This is a genomic window from Actinacidiphila glaucinigra (assembly GCF_900188405.1).
In the GTDB taxonomy this organism is placed as follows: domain Bacteria; phylum Actinomycetota; class Actinomycetes; order Streptomycetales; family Streptomycetaceae; genus Actinacidiphila; species Actinacidiphila glaucinigra.
Genome location: NZ_FZOF01000030.1, coordinates 1 through 14,831, shown reverse-complemented (window position 1 = coordinate 14,831; position 14,831 = coordinate 1). Strand labels below are relative to the sequence as shown.

Annotated in this window: 12 protein-coding genes; 8 read left to right on the top strand and 4 right to left on the bottom strand. The window is 74.6% G+C overall.

Annotation, left to right across the window (positions count from 1 at the left end):
* Positions 1–173 precede the first annotated feature (173 nt).
* The gene (locus tag CHF15_RS36570) at positions 174–950 is read right to left on the bottom strand and encodes an enoyl-CoA hydratase-related protein (RefSeq protein WP_089228245.1); all 777 of its coding nucleotides are present in this window, start codon (positions 948–950) and stop codon (positions 174–176) included.
* Positions 951–1,085: 135 nt separating this feature from the next.
* On the opposite strand from CHF15_RS36570, the gene CHF15_RS36565 reads away from it, so the two are divergent.
* Positions 1,086–1,871 (top strand): tyrosine-protein phosphatase, encoded by a 786-nt coding sequence (locus CHF15_RS36565; protein WP_179280120.1) that lies wholly within the window; start codon positions 1,086–1,088, stop codon positions 1,869–1,871.
* A 279-nt stretch (positions 1,872–2,150) separates the two neighbouring features.
* Here CHF15_RS36565 and CHF15_RS36560 read toward each other — a convergent pair whose 3' ends face one another.
* Positions 2,151–3,104, bottom strand: a complete 954-nt coding sequence (locus CHF15_RS36560; RefSeq protein ID WP_089228243.1) for a LysR family transcriptional regulator — start codon at positions 3,102–3,104, stop codon at positions 2,151–2,153.
* Between the two features lie 114 nt (positions 3,105–3,218).
* On the opposite strand from CHF15_RS36560, the gene CHF15_RS36555 reads away from it, so the two are divergent.
* Genes CHF15_RS36555 through CHF15_RS36530 form a run of 6 tightly spaced genes read left to right on the top strand, consistent with a single transcriptional unit; the run spans position 3,219 to position 10,087 of the window.
* Positions 3,219–4,091: an FAD binding domain-containing protein gene (locus CHF15_RS36555; RefSeq protein WP_089228242.1), complete on the top strand. Its 873-nt coding sequence runs from the start codon at positions 3,219–3,221 to the stop codon at positions 4,089–4,091.
* A gap of 1 nt (position 4,092) precedes the next feature.
* Entirely contained in the window at positions 4,093–4,602 is a 510-nt protein-coding gene (locus tag CHF15_RS36550) for a (2Fe-2S)-binding protein (protein ID WP_089228241.1), read from the top strand.
* The gene (locus CHF15_RS36545; RefSeq protein ID WP_089228240.1) at positions 4,599–6,971 is read left to right on the top strand and encodes an aerobic carbon-monoxide dehydrogenase large subunit; all 2,373 of its coding nucleotides are present in this window, start codon (positions 4,599–4,601) and stop codon (positions 6,969–6,971) included. The genes CHF15_RS36550 and CHF15_RS36545 overlap by 4 nt, the downstream gene beginning before the upstream one ends.
* Before the next feature lie 9 nt (positions 6,972–6,980).
* Entirely contained in the window at positions 6,981–7,952 is a 972-nt protein-coding gene (locus tag CHF15_RS36540) for an XdhC family protein (protein WP_089228239.1), read from the top strand.
* Positions 7,942–8,841 (top strand): AAA family ATPase, encoded by a 900-nt coding sequence (locus tag CHF15_RS36535; RefSeq protein ID WP_089228238.1) that lies wholly within the window; start codon positions 7,942–7,944, stop codon positions 8,839–8,841. Before CHF15_RS36540 ends, CHF15_RS36535 begins: the two co-directional genes overlap by 11 nt.
* Before the next feature lie 43 nt (positions 8,842–8,884).
* The gene (locus tag CHF15_RS36530; RefSeq protein WP_089228237.1) at positions 8,885–10,087 is read left to right on the top strand and encodes a vWA domain-containing protein; all 1,203 of its coding nucleotides are present in this window, start codon (positions 8,885–8,887) and stop codon (positions 10,085–10,087) included.
* 1,010 nt (positions 10,088–11,097) lie between these two features.
* On the opposite strand, the gene CHF15_RS36520 is transcribed toward CHF15_RS36530, so the two are convergent.
* Positions 11,098–12,084, bottom strand: a complete 987-nt coding sequence (locus CHF15_RS36520; protein WP_089228235.1) for an NAD-dependent epimerase/dehydratase family protein — start codon at positions 12,082–12,084, stop codon at positions 11,098–11,100.
* A 269-nt stretch (positions 12,085–12,353) separates the two neighbouring features.
* On the opposite strand from CHF15_RS36520, the gene CHF15_RS36515 reads away from it, so the two are divergent.
* Entirely contained in the window at positions 12,354–14,006 is a 1,653-nt protein-coding gene (locus tag CHF15_RS36515) for an amidohydrolase (RefSeq protein ID WP_089228234.1), read from the top strand.
* A 12-nt stretch (positions 14,007–14,018) separates the two neighbouring features.
* Here the strand turns inward: CHF15_RS36515 and CHF15_RS36510 are convergent.
* The coding region (locus CHF15_RS36510) for an ATP-binding cassette domain-containing protein (protein WP_107418602.1) at positions 14,019–14,831 on the bottom strand (813 nt) is incomplete at its 5' end.

Genomic DNA, 14,831 nt, shown 5'->3' with positions numbered 1-14,831 from the left:
CTCCTCGCTCGGGGCGCCTCCTGCGCGGCGGACCGCGGTCCGGACGACACCGGTCACGGGTTCCAGATAAGCCCGGACTCCGGCGTGGCGCACGCCGGAGTCACCCGGATGCGTGCATCCGCCGGTCACCGGCCTCGTCAGTGGCTCCGTCAGCGGCCGTGTCACGGGCCTCGTCAGCGGCCGGTCCAGCGGGGCGGGCGCCTGTCCAGGAACGCGGCCACACCCTCGTGCCGGTCCTCGGAGGCCATCACCGTACGGGTCGCCTCCTCGGTGGACCGCCAGCCGAGCGCGTCGGCGCCGGAGAGCCAGGCGTCCATGGCCACCAGGCTCGCCTGCACCGCGACCGGGGCGTTCTCGCAGACGCGCGCGGCGAGTTCGAGCGCGCCCGCCAGCGCCCCGCCCTCCTCGGTGACCCGGTTGACCAGCCCGGCGGCGTGCGCCCGCGCGGCGTCGACGGGATCGCCGGTCAGCACCATCTCCCTGGCCAGGTTGACGGGCAGGGCCCGCGGGCCGCGGAAGAGCCCCGCGCAGGTGGGCACCAGGCCCAGCCGGACCTCCGGCAGCCCGAACACGGCGTTCGAGGCGGCCACCACCAGGTCGCAGGCGAGGACCAGTTCCATCCCGCCCCCCAGCGCGGCGCCCTCGACGGCGGCCACCAGCGGCTTGCGCCGGTGACGGCGGATCAGTCCGTACTCGCCGCCGCGCTCGGTGACGTAGTCGCCGATGGCGTTCAGGTCGCTGCCCGCGCTGAACACTCCGCCGGAGCCGGTGAGCACCCCGGCCCACAGCTCCGGGTCGTCCTCCAGGGTGTTGAACGCCGCGTCGAGCGCCTCGGCCAGCCGCCGGTCCACGGCGTTGCGCTTGTGCGCACGGCACATCCGGACCACCAGCACGCGGCCGTGCCGCTCCGTGCGCACCAGCGGCTCCCCGGGCGGCTCGGACTGGGCCATGGCGGGCACCTCCGGTCGGTGGTCGTCCGGGACATGTCCCGGGGTCAGCCGACGATATCCCCACGGCCGCGGACGCCGGTGGACCGGGGCGGCCGCGCACGGCACGATGGCCGGGGGCTGTACGAGGAGGGCGCCTTGGAGACGACGCAGGACGGATCCACCGGTGACACGCCGCGCTGGGTCGAACTGGCGGAGGTCGACAACATCCGGGACCTGGGCGGACTGCCCGTGCGCGGCGGCGGCACGACCCGGCGCGGCGTGGTCTTCCGGGCCAGCACCCTCCAGGAGGCCACGGCGGACGACGTCGGACTCCTGCTCGGCCGCTACGGGCTGCGTACCGTCCTCGACCTGCGCGGCCCCGACGAGGCCGCCCGCGAGGGGCACGGCCTGCTGGCGGACGCGGCCGTACGCAGGGTGAACCTGCCGGTCAGCCGGGTGCAGGCGCTGGTCACCGACGCCGTACCGGTGACGACCGCGGACGACGGGAACGCGACCGGCTTCTACCTCGGACTGCTCGACGGCAGCGGCGAGTCGCTGGTCGCGGCCGCCCGCGTGATCGCCGACACCGACCAGCACGCCGTGGTCTTCCACTGCGCCGTCGGCAAGGACCGCACCGGCGTCCTCGCGGCCCTCCTGCTCGACGCGGTGGGCGTGCCCGCCCCCGCCATCGCCGCCGACTACGCGCTCACCGCCCAGCGCGTCGTCCGCATCCGCGCCCGGCTGACCCGCTTCCCCTCCTACCGGGACCTCCCCGCCGTGGAGCACGCCTTCATGGCCTCGGAACCGCGGGTCATGCGCCGTTTCCTGGCCACCCTCCACACCGCCCACGGCGGCGCGGGCCCCTGGCTGCGCGACCGCGGACTGACGGCGGCCGAACTCACCCGCCTGAAAGAAGTCCTGGTCACCGCGGCCCCCGGCTGAGCCGCGCCCGCGCGGGAGCGCCGCCCCGACCGCTTCTCCTCCGCGTCCAAGCCGGGGGAGGGCATGTGAAGACACGGCTAGGTCGTGTCGTCAAATGAACGTCGGCCGCCCGGAGGGCGGGCCCAGCGGCGTCTGGTGCGGTGCATCGCAAGGCGGAGAGTCGTCCTCGTAGTGGGCTACTCGGACGATTCGACAACGCAGCGTGGGGGCACCTCCCAGCGAAGCTGGGGGAGTGCCGTGCCAGGCGCCGCTGGGCAGGCGAGCATTTGACGACACGGCCTACGGCCAGAGCGTGACGCGGACGGCGGGACGGGAGCGGGAGGGGGTGATGCCGGTGCCGGGGGCGCCCATCAGGCGGGTGGCGGCGGCGGTGCGGAGGAAGTGGAGGAAGACGTCGGTCGCGGGGGAGCGGAAGCCCGGCGGCAGGACGGTGGCGTGCCAGGTGGCGTCCGCGGGCGTGCCCGGGGTGTCGAGCAGACGCAGTTCGTCGCGGCGCAGGCGCGGGGTGACCAGATGGGCGACCGCGGGCGCCACGCCCGCGCCCTCCGCGGCGGCGTCCCAGGCCGCGGTCAGGTGCGGGAAGACCCGGACGCGGGCCTCGGGCACCCGCAGCCTGCGCAGCAGGCGTCCCGCGTCGGCGCCGGGGTCGGTGCCGGAGGCGTCGACCAGCCACGTCCACCGGGACGGCGGTCCCGCGGGGCGAGGGGCCCGCGCCCCGGTCACCGCGACCAGCACGGCGCGGAAGACGGGCTCGCCGACCAGGTCCCCGCCGCGCACCGCCCCCAGGTCGGGGCCGAGCGCCACGTCGGCGAGGCGGTGCTCCACCAGCGCCCGCATCGCGTTCGTCGTGGCGACGCCGAAGGACGTGTCGATGCGCCGGCCCGTCCGCTCGGCGAAGGCCGCCGTCAGCGACGGCAGTACGAATTCCGCGAGCGTGCCCGCGGCCACCACGCGCAATTCGTCGGGCTCGCCCTGCGCCGCCCGCACCGCGGCCTCCGCGTCCGCGCTCAGCGCGACCATGCGCGAGGCGACGGGGAGCAGCCGCGCGCCCGCCGGGGTCAGCCGCATCCCGCCGCCCGGCGCGCGGCGGATCAGGGGGTCGCCGAAGTGCGCGCGCAGCGCACCCAGCGCCTGTGACACGGCGGACTCGCTCACGTTCAGCGTCCGCGCCGCGGCGGTGACCGAACCGAGCCGGGCCACCAACACGAACGTGCTGAGCTGCGTCACGGTCACCTCTTGATTTTCCCGCTTTCGCCCCGATAAGTGAAGCCTTATCGGCCCATTGCACCGGCACCACGGCGAGGCGCAGCATCACGCCACAGGGGGAGCCCGGCACCAGGAGGGCGTATGCAGGTTCCGGCCACGTTCCAGTACGCGCGGGCGACCGGTGTCGAGCACGCCATCGAGCTGCTGACCCGGTACGGGCCCGAGGCGCGCCTCGTCGCGGGCGGGCACAGCCTGCTGCCGATGATGAAACTGCGGCTGGCCCAGCCGGAGGCGCTGATCGACATCAACGGCCTCGACGAGCTGACCCGCATCCGCGTGGACGGCGGCGAGCTCGCCGTCGGCGCCATGGTCCGCCATGCCGGCCTGCTGGCCTCGGCCGTGGTCGGCGAGCACTTCCCCGTCCTCCGCGACGCGGAACGCATGATCGCCGACCCGCTGGTGCGCAACCGCGGCACGGTCGGCGGCTCGCTCTGCCAGGCCGATCCGTCCGAGGACCTGTCCGCCGCGTTCTGCGCGCTGCGCGCGACCCTCGTCGCCCAGGGTCCGGACGGCCGGCGGGTGGTGCCGGTGCGGGAGTTCTTCCTCGGCCCGTACGAGACCGTGCTCGGCGAGGCGGAGCTGCTGCTGGAGGTCCGGGTGCCGATCCGCTCGCACGCCAGTGCCTACCGCAAGGTGGAGCGGCGCGCCGGGGACTGGGCGGTCGCGGCCGCGGCCGCCGTCCTGGAACTCTCCGGGGGAGTGGTCACCGAGGCGGGGATCGGGCTGACCGCCGTCGGCGCGCCCCGGTTCGTCGCCGAGGAGGCCGAACGGTACCTGTGCGGCGGACCGCCGGACGAGGAGCGGTTCGCCGAGGCGGGCCGCGTCGCGGGCGAGGAGTGCCGGCCCTCCGCCGACCAGCGCGGTCCCGTCGACTACAAGCGGCACCTCGCCGCCGAGCTCACCGTGCGGGCCCTGCGCGCCGCGGCCGCCCGTGCCCAGGGGCAGGAGGCCTGACATGCAGATCACGGTCACCGTGAACGGCGAGCGGTACACCCGGGGCGTCGAACCCCGCCTGCTGCTGGTGCACTTCCTCCGCGACGACCTGGGTCTCACCGGCACCCACTGGGGCTGCGACACCTCCAACTGCGGGGTCTGCGCGGTGTGGCTGGACGGCGCACCCGTCAAGTCCTGCACCGTGCTCGCGGTGATGGCCGACGGCCACGAGGTACGGACCGTCGAGGGCCTCGCCCACGGGGCGGAACTCGACCCCGTGCAGCAGGGGTTCGTCGCCTGCCACGGACTGCAGTGCGGCTTCTGCACCCCCGGCATGATGATGACCGCCCGCTGGCTGCTCGACCACGACCCCGACCCCTCCGAGGAGGACATCCGCGAGGCCGTCTCCGGCCAGCTGTGCCGCTGCACCGGCTACGAGAACATCGTGCGCTCCATCCGCTGGGCCGCCGAGCACGGCGGCGCGGCGCGGCCCGCCGAGGAGGACGCCGGCCGCGAGGAGGTGCGGACATGACCACCACCGGGGAACGGCCGGTCGGCTTCGGGCGGATGACCCGCAAGGAGGACGCCCGCTTCGTCCGCGGCCACGGCACCTACGTCGACGACGTCCGGCTGCCCGGCATGCTGTACGGCGCCGTCCTGCGCAGCCCGCTGGCGCACGCGCGGATCGTGTCGGTCGACACCTCCGCCGCCGAGGCGCACCCCAAGGTGAGGGCCGTCATCACCGGGGAGACGCTGGCCGGGCTCGGACTGGCCTGGATGCCGACGCTCTCCTACGACACCCAGGCGGTGCTCGCCACCGACAAGGTCCGCTTCCAGGGCCAGGAGGTCGCCTTCGTCGTCGCCGAGGACCGCTACGCGGCCCGTGACGCCCTCGAGCTCATCGACGTCGAGTACGACCCGCTGCCGCCCGTCGTCGACGCCCGCCGCGCCCTCGACCCCGGCGCACCGGTCATCCGCGACGACAAGGAGGGCCGCACCGACAACCACGTCTTCGACTGGGAGGCCGGCGACCGGGCCGCCACCGACGAGGTGTTCGCCCGCGCCGACGTCGTCGTCGGGCAGGACATGCTCTACCCCCGGGTGCACCCCGCCCCGCTGGAGACCTGCGGCACCGTCGCCGACATGGACGCCGTCACCGGCAAGCTCACCGTGTGGTCCACCACCCAGGCGCCGCACGCACACCGCACGCTCTACGCGATGGTGGCGGGGCTGCCCGAGCACAAGATCCGGGTCATCTCCCCGGACATCGGGGGCGGCTTCGGCAACAAGGTCGGCATCTACCCCGGTTACGTGTGCGCGGTCGTCGGCTCGATCGTCACGGGGAAGCCGGTCAAGTGGGTGGAGGACCGCTCGGAGAACCTGATGAGCACCTCCTTCGCCCGCGACTACCACATGCCGGGTGAGATGGCGGCGTCCCGCGACGGCCGCATCCTCGGTGTGCGCGTCAAGGTCCTCGCCGACCACGGCGCCTTCAACTCCACGGCGCAGCCGACGAAGTACCCGGCGGGCTTCTTCCACATCTTCACCGGCTCGTACGACATCGAGGCCGCGCACTGCGAGGTCACCGGTGTCTACACCAACAAGGCGCCGGGCGGTGTCGCCTACGCCTGCTCCTTCCGCGTCACCGAGGCCGTCTACCTCGTGGAGCGCATGGTCGACGTGCTCGCCGCCGAACTCGGCACCGACCCGGCCGAGCTGCGGATGCGCAACCTGCTGCGGCCCGAGCAGTTCCCCTACCGGAACAAGACCGGCTGGGAGTACGACTCCGGCGACTACCCGCGGGCCCTGCGGCTCGCCATGGACCTCGCGCACTACGAGGAACTGCGCCGCGAGCAGGCCGAGCGGCGCGAGCGCGGCGAACTCATGGGCATCGGCGTCAGCTTCTTCACCGAGGCCGTCGGTGCGGGCCCGCGCAAGCACATGGACATCCTGGGCCTGGGCATGGCCGACGGCGCTGAACTGCGCGTCCACCCCACCGGCAAGGCGGTGCTGCGGATCTCCGTGCAGACCCAGGGGCAGGGCCACGAGACGACGTTCGCACAGATCGTCGCCGAGGAACTGGGCATCCCGCCCGAGGACATCGACGTCGTGCACGGCGACACCGACCAGACGCCCTTCGGCCTCGGCACCTACGGCTCCCGCTCCACCCCGGTGTCGGGCGCGGCCGCCGCACTGGTGGCCCGAAAGGTCCGTGAACGGGCCCGGCTGGTGGCCTCGGCGATGCTCGAGGTCAGCCCGGACGACCTGGAATGGGAGAAGGGCCGCTGGTTCGTCACCGGCGACCCCGACCAGGGCCGCACGATGGCCGAGATCGCGCTCGCCGCCCACTCCACCCTCGAACTGCCCGAGGGCGTGGAGGGCCACCTCGACGCCAGCTGCGTCTACAACCCGCCCAACCTCACCTTCCCCTTCGGGGCCTACATCTGCGTCGCCGACGTCGACGCCGGCACCGGGCAGGTGAAGGTCCGCCGCTTCGTCGCCGTGGACGACTGCGGCACCCGCATCAACCCCATGATCGTCGAGGGACAGGTGCACGGCGGCCTCGCCGACGGGCTCGGCATGGCACTCATGCAGGTGATCGCCTTCGACGAGGACGGCAACTGCCTCGGCGGGTCCTTCATGGACTACCTGCTGCCCACCGCCGTCGAATGCCCCTCCTGGGAGCTCGGCGAGACCGTCACCCCCTCCCCGCACCACCCGATCGGCGCCAAGGGCGTCGGCGAGTCCGCGACCGTGGGCTCGCCGGCCGCCGTCGTCAACGCGGTCGTCGACGCCCTGCGGCCGCTCGGGGTACGCCACGTCGACATGCCCCTGACCCCGGCGGCGGTCTGGCGGGCCGCACGGGGGCAGCCGTTCCGCAGCGACCTGGCGATCACCTGAGGCCACCCGATGACGAGCACCGAACTGCTGAACCGCCTGGACGAACTCCGCCACGGCCGCACCCCGTTCGTCCTCGCCACGGTCGTCCGCGCGCAGCGCCCCACGAGCGCCAGGCCCGGCGACAGCGCGCTGGTGCTGCCCGACGGCACGATGGAGGGCTTCGTCGGCGGTGTCTGCGCCGAGTCGACCGTCCAACTGCAGGGACTGCGCCTGCTGGAGACCGGGGAGTCGGTGCTGCTGCGGATCACCCCCGGTGGCGGCGCGGCCACGGCGACGGCGGGTTCCGCTGCGGGTTCGGCTGCGGGTTCCGCGGCGGAGGACGAGGGCCTGGTCACCGTCGCCAACCCCTGCCAGTCCGGCGGGACCCTCGACATCTTCCTCGAAGCCCATCTGCCGCCCCTGCTGGTGCACGTCCACGGCCGCGCGCCCATCGCCCGCGCCCTGCTCGACCTCGGCCGGGCCCTCGGCTACGACGCCCGGCCCGCCGGACCGGGCACGCCACTGCCGGACGACCTCGACGCCGTCCTGGTCGCCTCGCACGGCCGTGACGAGGAGGCCCCGCTGGCCGCGGCGGTGCGCGCCGGGGTGCCCTACGTCGGGCTCGTCGCCAGCCCCCGGCGCGGTGCCGCCGCCCTGGCCGGGCTCGGGCTGACGGCGGAAGAGCGGGCCCGCGTCCACACCCCGGCGGGGCTCGACATCGGCGCCCGCACCCCGCCGGAGATCGCCGTGTCGGTGTACGCCGAGGTCATCGCGGTACGGCGCTGCCGGGCCGCCCGTCCCGCCCGCCCCACCGGGCCGGACACGGCGGTGCCGGGGCGGCCCGCCGCGGAGGCCGTCGACCCGGTGTGCGGCATGACCGTCGCCGTCACCCCCGGCGCCTTCGCACTGACCGGGCCGGCCGGCGGCCCCGTCTACTTCTGCGGCCCCGGCTGCCGGCACGCCTACACCGACGACCCCGACCGCTACGCGCATGCCTCCTGACCCCGGCACCCTCGTCCCCGACGTCCCCGCCCTGCGCGCCCGGCTCGACGCCGCCGACTACCTCGCCGACGACGCGCTCGCCACGGCCCTGCTGCTGGCCGTCCGCATGCGGCAGCCGATCCTGCTGGAGGGCGAACCGGGCGTCGGCAAGACCGAGGCGGCCCGCGCCCTCGCCACCGTCCTCGACACCCCGCTGATCCGGCTCCAATGCTACGAGGGGCTGTCCGCCGCGGAGGCGCTGTACGAGTGGAACTACCCGCGCCAACTGCTCGCGATCCGGCTGGCCGAATCGCGAGGCGAACCGCTGCGGGACGCCGACCTGTTCACCGAGGACTTCCTGATGCCGCGGCCCCTGCTCGCCGCGATCACCCACCCGGGGCCGCGGCCGGCCGTCCTGCTGATCGACGAGGTGGACCGCGCCGACGACGAGTTCGAGGCCTTCCTGCTGGAGGTGCTCGCCGACGCCGCCGTCACCGTCCCCGAACTCGGCACCCGCACCGCCGAGGTGCCGCCCGTCGCCGTCCTGACCTCCAACCGGACCCGCGACCTGCACGACGCGCTGAAGCGGCGCTGCCTCTACCACTGGATCGAGTACCCGGACACCGAGCGCGTCGCCGCCGTCATCCGGCGCCGCGTCCCCGGGGCGGGGGAGTGGCTGGCCTCCCGGGTCGCCGGCGCGGTGGACCGGCTGCGGGCCGGCGACCGGCTCACCAAACCGCCCGGCATCGCCGAGGCCGTCGACTGGGCCGCCGCGCTGCGGGCGCTGGGCCTCACCTCCTTCGACGCGGAAGCGGCCGACCGCACCCTCGGCGCGGTCCTCAAGTACGCCGAGGACCTCGCGGCCGTCCGCGCCGAGGGCCTTGCGCGCCTGGTGGACAGCGATGCGTGAACCCGGGGCTGCTCCGTCAAGTAATGCGAGGGTCGAGAATCCCATGGATCCGGGGCTGGCGGAGGTGGTCGCCGCCCTGGGCGCGGCCCTGCGGGAAGCAGGGATCCCGGTGGGGCCGGACAGGGCCGGACGGTTCGCGCGGGCGGTGACCGTGCTGGCGCCGGCGACGGCACCCGAGCTGCGGAACTGCGCGCTGGCGACGCTGGTGGCGGACCCGGAGCAGATTGCGGTGCTGGACGCCGTGTTCCGGGAGGTGTTCCGCGGTGGGGCGCTCGGCCGCCCCGTCGCGCGGGGGCAGCGGGGAGACCCGCCGAGGACGGCCGCCGGGCCGGCCCGCGCCGCCCCTCAGGACGGTTCCCCGCGGCCCGCCGGGGACGCCAAGGGGCGGGCCCGCGACGTCACGGTACCGACCACCGCCAGCCCCGCCGACCGGCTCGCCACCCGGGACTTCGCGGCGCTGACCGAAGCCGAACTCGTCCTGCTGGCACAGGCGATGCGCGCGATCGTGCTCAACACCCCGCTGCGCCCGTCGCGCAGGCGCAGGCCTGCCCGCCACGGCGGGCGCGTCGACCTGCGCCGTACGCTCGCCGCCGGGCGCCGCACGGGCGGGTACCCCCTGCGGCTGCGCCGTTTCACGCCGCGGACCCGGCGCCGCGACCTGGTCGTGCTCTGCGACATCTCGGGGTCGATGGAGCCGTACGCCCGGGCGATGCTGCAGTTGCTCTACTGCGCGTCACGCGGGGCCCGGGCCGAGGTCTTCACCTTCGCCACCCGGCTCACCCGCCTGACCCCCGTCCTGCGGCGGCCCGGTCTGCCCTCCGACGCGCTGGCACGCGCCGGGCGTACGGCGCCGGACTGGTCGGGGGGCACCCGGATCGCCGCGTGCCTGGGGGAGTTCAACGAGCGGTACGGACGTCGTGGCATGGCCCGCGGCGCCGTGGTGGTGATCGTCTCGGACGGCTGGGACACCGGTGACCCCGCGCTCCTCGCCCGGCACATGGCCGCGCTCGCCCGGGTGGCCTTCCGTGTCGTGTGGGTCAACCCCCGTACGGCAAGTCCCCGCTATCGTCCGCTCGTGGGCGGCATGGCCGCGGCGCTGCCGTACTGCGACGCTGTGGTCAGTGCCCACGACCTGGCCGCGCTCGACGACTTGGCTGCCGCGCTGTCGGCGCCGGGGCGCCGTCGCGCGGGTGTGGCGCGGGGCACATCGGGTTCCGTCACATCCGTGCCGGGTCTCCCGTCCTGATTCCCTCGACGATTCCCTCGACCCGGCTGCGCGGCGCGGACATCGTGCGGGCCGGGCTGCGCCTGGACCGGCGTCCGCGGCACGGCTCGGGTTCGGAGGCGGTGGCCGGCGGCGCCGGCGCCGTCGTACCGGGGCTGTGTGAAACCGCGGCGGACCGGCCATGACGCAAGGGGGTCGCGTTGACCGGCGCCGCGTACAACAACCCCGCGCTGATCCGCGGCCGTTAGGGGCGGACAACTTCGCGGCGCTGATGGAGACGTTCGCGGGGATCGCGCAGCGCCGGCACGCCACCGGTGAGATCGAGTACCGGCCCGCCGTCGATCCGGAGGGCATGCCCGCGGGGAATCCGGGGCCGGAGCCCGCCGCGTACCACGGCACGGCTCGGGGTGCCCGTCCCGGCTGGGAGAACCGCTGCACGGCGCTGTCCGTCCTCCAGGAACTCACCCTGGACGTCGACTCCCACGTCCCGCTGGTCACCGCCCCGACGCTGGTCGCGTGCGGCCGCGGTGACACCGCGATCCCGGTCGCCGACGCCGTGGCGGTGCATGCCGCCCTGCCCGGACCGAAGGAACTGCCGGTCCTGGACACCGTGGATCACATCGGGCTGTACGACGACGACACGTACGTCAAGCCCGCCATCGAGGCGGCGGTGGCGTTCTTCGGGACGCACCTGGGCGCGCAGCCCGCCGGGGAGGCCGGGCGCACGGCCTGGGCCGTGTCGTCAAATGCCCTCCCCCAGCCTTCGGCCGGGGGTGCCCCCACCCCGCGCCGCTCCCCCAGCTCCGCCGGGAGGTGCCCCCAGGCACGGCACTCCTCCAGCTCCGCTGGGAGGTGCCCCCACGCTGCGTTGTCGAATCGTCCGAGTAGCCCACTACGAGGACGACTCTCCGCCTTGCGATGCACCGCACCTGGGGGCACCGCCCAGCGCAAGCTGGGGGAACCGCGGGGCCCGCCCTCCGAGCGGTGGGGGCACCCAGCGGTAGCTGGGGGAGCTCGTTTGACGACATGGCCTAGGAGCCGAGCGCCTTGGCCTCCTTCGCCGGGTCGAGGCCGACCGTGGGGCGGTCGGGGCGCTGGGGTGCGGTGCCGCCGATGGAGCGCAGCCACTCCCAGGTGTCGGAGACGGTCTCGGTGACGGGGCGGCAGTGCAGGCCGGTGGCCAGGGCGCGGGAGACGTCGCCGGTGTGGAGCGTGTCGTAGAGCTCGCCCGGGGGGAGCCAGACCGGCAGTTCGCTCCAGGGTTCGATGCCCGCGGCCAGCACCGTCTCGGGGTCCGTCCAGCGCAGTTCGGCGTCGGAGCCGGTCACCGAGGCGCAGGTGCCGAGGAGTTCGCCGGTGGTGGTGTGTCCGGGCGGGCTGACGAGGTTGTAGGCGCCGCCGAGGCCGGAGTGCGCGGCGTTCAGCATCCATGCGGCGAGGTCGCGGACGTCGATGTACTGCAGGGGCAGGTCGCGGGGGCCGGGGGCGAGCACGGGGCCGCCGCGGGCGATGCGGTTGAGCCACCAGGGGAGGCGGCCGATGTTCTCGTAGGGGCCGAGGATCAGGCCCGCGCGCACCAGCAGGGCGTGGTCGCCGAATGACTCGGCCGCGGCCAGTTCGCCGCCGCGCTTGGCGCGGGCGTAGTCGACGTCGGGTCCGTCGTCCGGGGCGGCGTCCACCACGGGTCCGTCCTCGTCGAGGCCGGCGGTGGCGGGGTAGGTGTACACGGAGCGGCTGGACACGTAGGCGTAGGTCCGGGCGCGGCCGGCCAGGAGGCGGGCCGTCTCCCGGACGGCGGCGGGTGCGCCGGACCAGGTGTCGACGACGGCGTCCCACTCGCCGTGCTCCAGGGCGGTGAGGCCGTCCTCGGCGCCGCGTTCCCCGAGCAGTTCCTTGGCGCCGGGCGGCGCCTGGTGCCGGCCGCGGTGGAACACCGTGACCTCCCAGCCCCGTTCGAGCGCGTCCTCGACGACGGCGCGTCCCACGAACTCCGTACCACCCAGTGTCAGCAGTTTCATACCGGCCACTGTGCCTCGCGGCGCGGCCGGACGGCAGCGGTCACGCTGTGGGCGCAATCGCGGGGGACGGCCAGGTGCCGGCCGCCGTCCCGGGCGCGCGTGGGCCGTGCTGTGCGACTCTGCGACGCCCTCCCCGCCCCACCGCCGGCCGCGGCGCGCAGGCGGGCGCCTTGACCGCGCCCCGTGGACCGTACGACCGTCTGAACGCACCGCACGAACCCCGGACCGATGCCGTCCCCGTCCCCGCCCCCGTCACCCCTGGAGCGTCCATGTCCCACTCCCGTGCCGACCTCGTCCTCACCGGCGGTCCCGTGCACACCGTCGACCCCGTTCTCGGCCGGGCCACCTCGGTCGCGGTGCGCGACGGGCGGATCGCCGCGGTCGGCCACGACGAGGTCCGCGAGCTGATCGGGCCGGGCACCGAGGTCGTCGACCTGGCCGGGAAGATGCTGCTGCCCGGTTTCCAGGACGCCCACGTCCACCCGCTCGTCGCGGGTGTCGAGCTGGGGCAGTGCCATCTGGCCGAGGCCCATGAGGCGGGGGAGTACCTGGGGCTGGTCCGGGCCTACGCCGACGGGCACCCGGGAGCCGAGTGGATCACCGGCGGCGGCTGGTCGCTGGACGCCTTCCCCGGTGGCGCCCCCACCGCGGCGCTCCTGGACGGCGTCGTCCGCGACCGTCCGGTCTTCCTGCCCAACCGCGACCATCACGGGGCGTGGGTCAACTCCCGTGCCCTGGAGCTGGCCGGGATCACCCGGGACACCCCCGACCCCGCGGACGGCCGTATCGAGCGCGACGCCGACGGCAACCCCACCGGGATGCTCCAGGAGGGCGCACTCCACCTGGTGGGCCGGCTGCTGCCGCCCGTCACGGCCGCCGAGCGGGCCGCTGCACTGCTGCGCGCCCAGGGGGTGCTGCACTCCCTGGGGGTCACGGCCTGGCAGGACGCCATCGTCGGCGACTACGCGAACATGACCGACCCGGTCTCGGCCTACCACGCCCTGATCGCCGACGGGTTGCTCACCGCCCGCGTCGTGGGTGCGCTGTGGTGGGACCGGGCCCGCGGCGCCGAGCAGATCCCCGAACTCGTCGAGCGGCGTGCCGCGGTGAGCCGGGGCCGGTTCCGTGCCACCAGCGTCAAGATCATGCAGGACGGCATCGCGGAGAACGGGACCGCCGCCCCGCTCGGCCCCTACCTCGCCGCGTGCGGCTGCGCCTCTGGCAACAGCGGCATTAGCTTCGTGGACCCGGCGGCGCTGGCCAAGCACGTCACCGAACTGGACGCGCTCGGCTTCCAGGTGCACTTCCACGCCCTCGGCGACCGTGCCGTCCGTGAGGCGCTGGACGCGGTGGCGGCGGCCCGTTCGGTGAACGGCTTCCGCGACACCCGGCACCACCTCGCCCATCTGCAGGTCGTGCACCCGGACGACGTCGCCCGCTTCCGCGTGCTGGGTGCCACCGCCACCGTTCAGGCGCTGTGGGCGGCCCACGAGCCGCAGATGGACGAGCTCACGGTGCCCTTCCTCGGCCCGGAACGGGCCGCCCTGCAGTATCCGTTCGGTGATCTGCTCCGCTCCGGGGCCACGCTCGCGGCCGGCAGCGACTGGCCGGTGAGCAGCCCCGACCCGTTCCAGGCCCTGCATGTCGCGGTCAACCGCCGTACGCCGGACGCCCCGGATGGGACTCCGGTGTTCCTGCCGGGGCAGCGCATCGACCTGGCGGCGGCCATCGCCGCGTACACCGCGGGGAGCGCGTACGCGAACCACCTCGACGACACGGGCACGGTGACCCCGGGCAAGCTCGCCGATCTCGTCGTCGTCGACCGCGATCCCTTCGCCGGGCCGCCCGCGCGGATCGCGGCCACCCGGGTGCTGCAGACCTTCGTGGGCGGCGAGCGGGTCTACGCGGCTCCGGACGCGTAGACCCGTGGGCCGTCAGTCCTGTTCGGGGCGGTCGGGGCGGACGGCGATGTGGTCGGGTTCGAGTTCGAGCATGACGCGGTTGCGGATGTCGAGGGCGTGGGTGTAGTCGCGGGGGAGTTGGAGGCGGCCGGAGCGGTCGACGGTGGCGTATTCGCTGGCGTGGACGGTGGTGCGGCCTTCGTCGTCGACGCTGGTGCGGCGGACGACTTCGGAGGCGGTGCGGCCGTCGCGAATGGCGACGGTGCGGTCGACTGCGGTGGCGACGGCCTGGTCGTGGGTGACGACGACGATGGTGGTGCCGAGTTGTTCGTTGGCGGTGCGGAACGCGGCGAAGACCTGTTCGCCGGTGGCGGAGTCCAGTTGCCCGGTGGGTTCGTCGGCCAGGACCAGCGAGGGGTGGTTGGCCAGGGCGACGGCGATGGCGGTGCGTTGCTGTTCGCCGCCGGACATCTGCTGCGGGCGGCGGTCGGCGCAGTAGCCGACGCCCATCATCTCCAGGAGTTCGGTGGCGCGGTCGGCGCGTGCCTTGCGGCCCTTGACGCGGCCGGAAAGGCGCATGGGCAGGACGACGTTCTGGAGGGCGGTGAGGTAGGGCAGCAGGTTGCGTGAGGTCTGCTGCCAGACGAAGCCGACGACTTCGCGCTGGTAGCGCAGGCGTGCGCCGGCGTCGAGGGCGAGCAGGTCGAACCCGGCCACCGAGGCGGCGCCGGCGGTGGGGGTGTCGAGGCCGGCGAGGATGTTCAGCAGGGTGGATTTTCCGCTGCCGGACGCGCCGACCAGGGCCATCAGTTCGCCCTGCTGGACCAGCAGGTCCAGCCCTTGGAG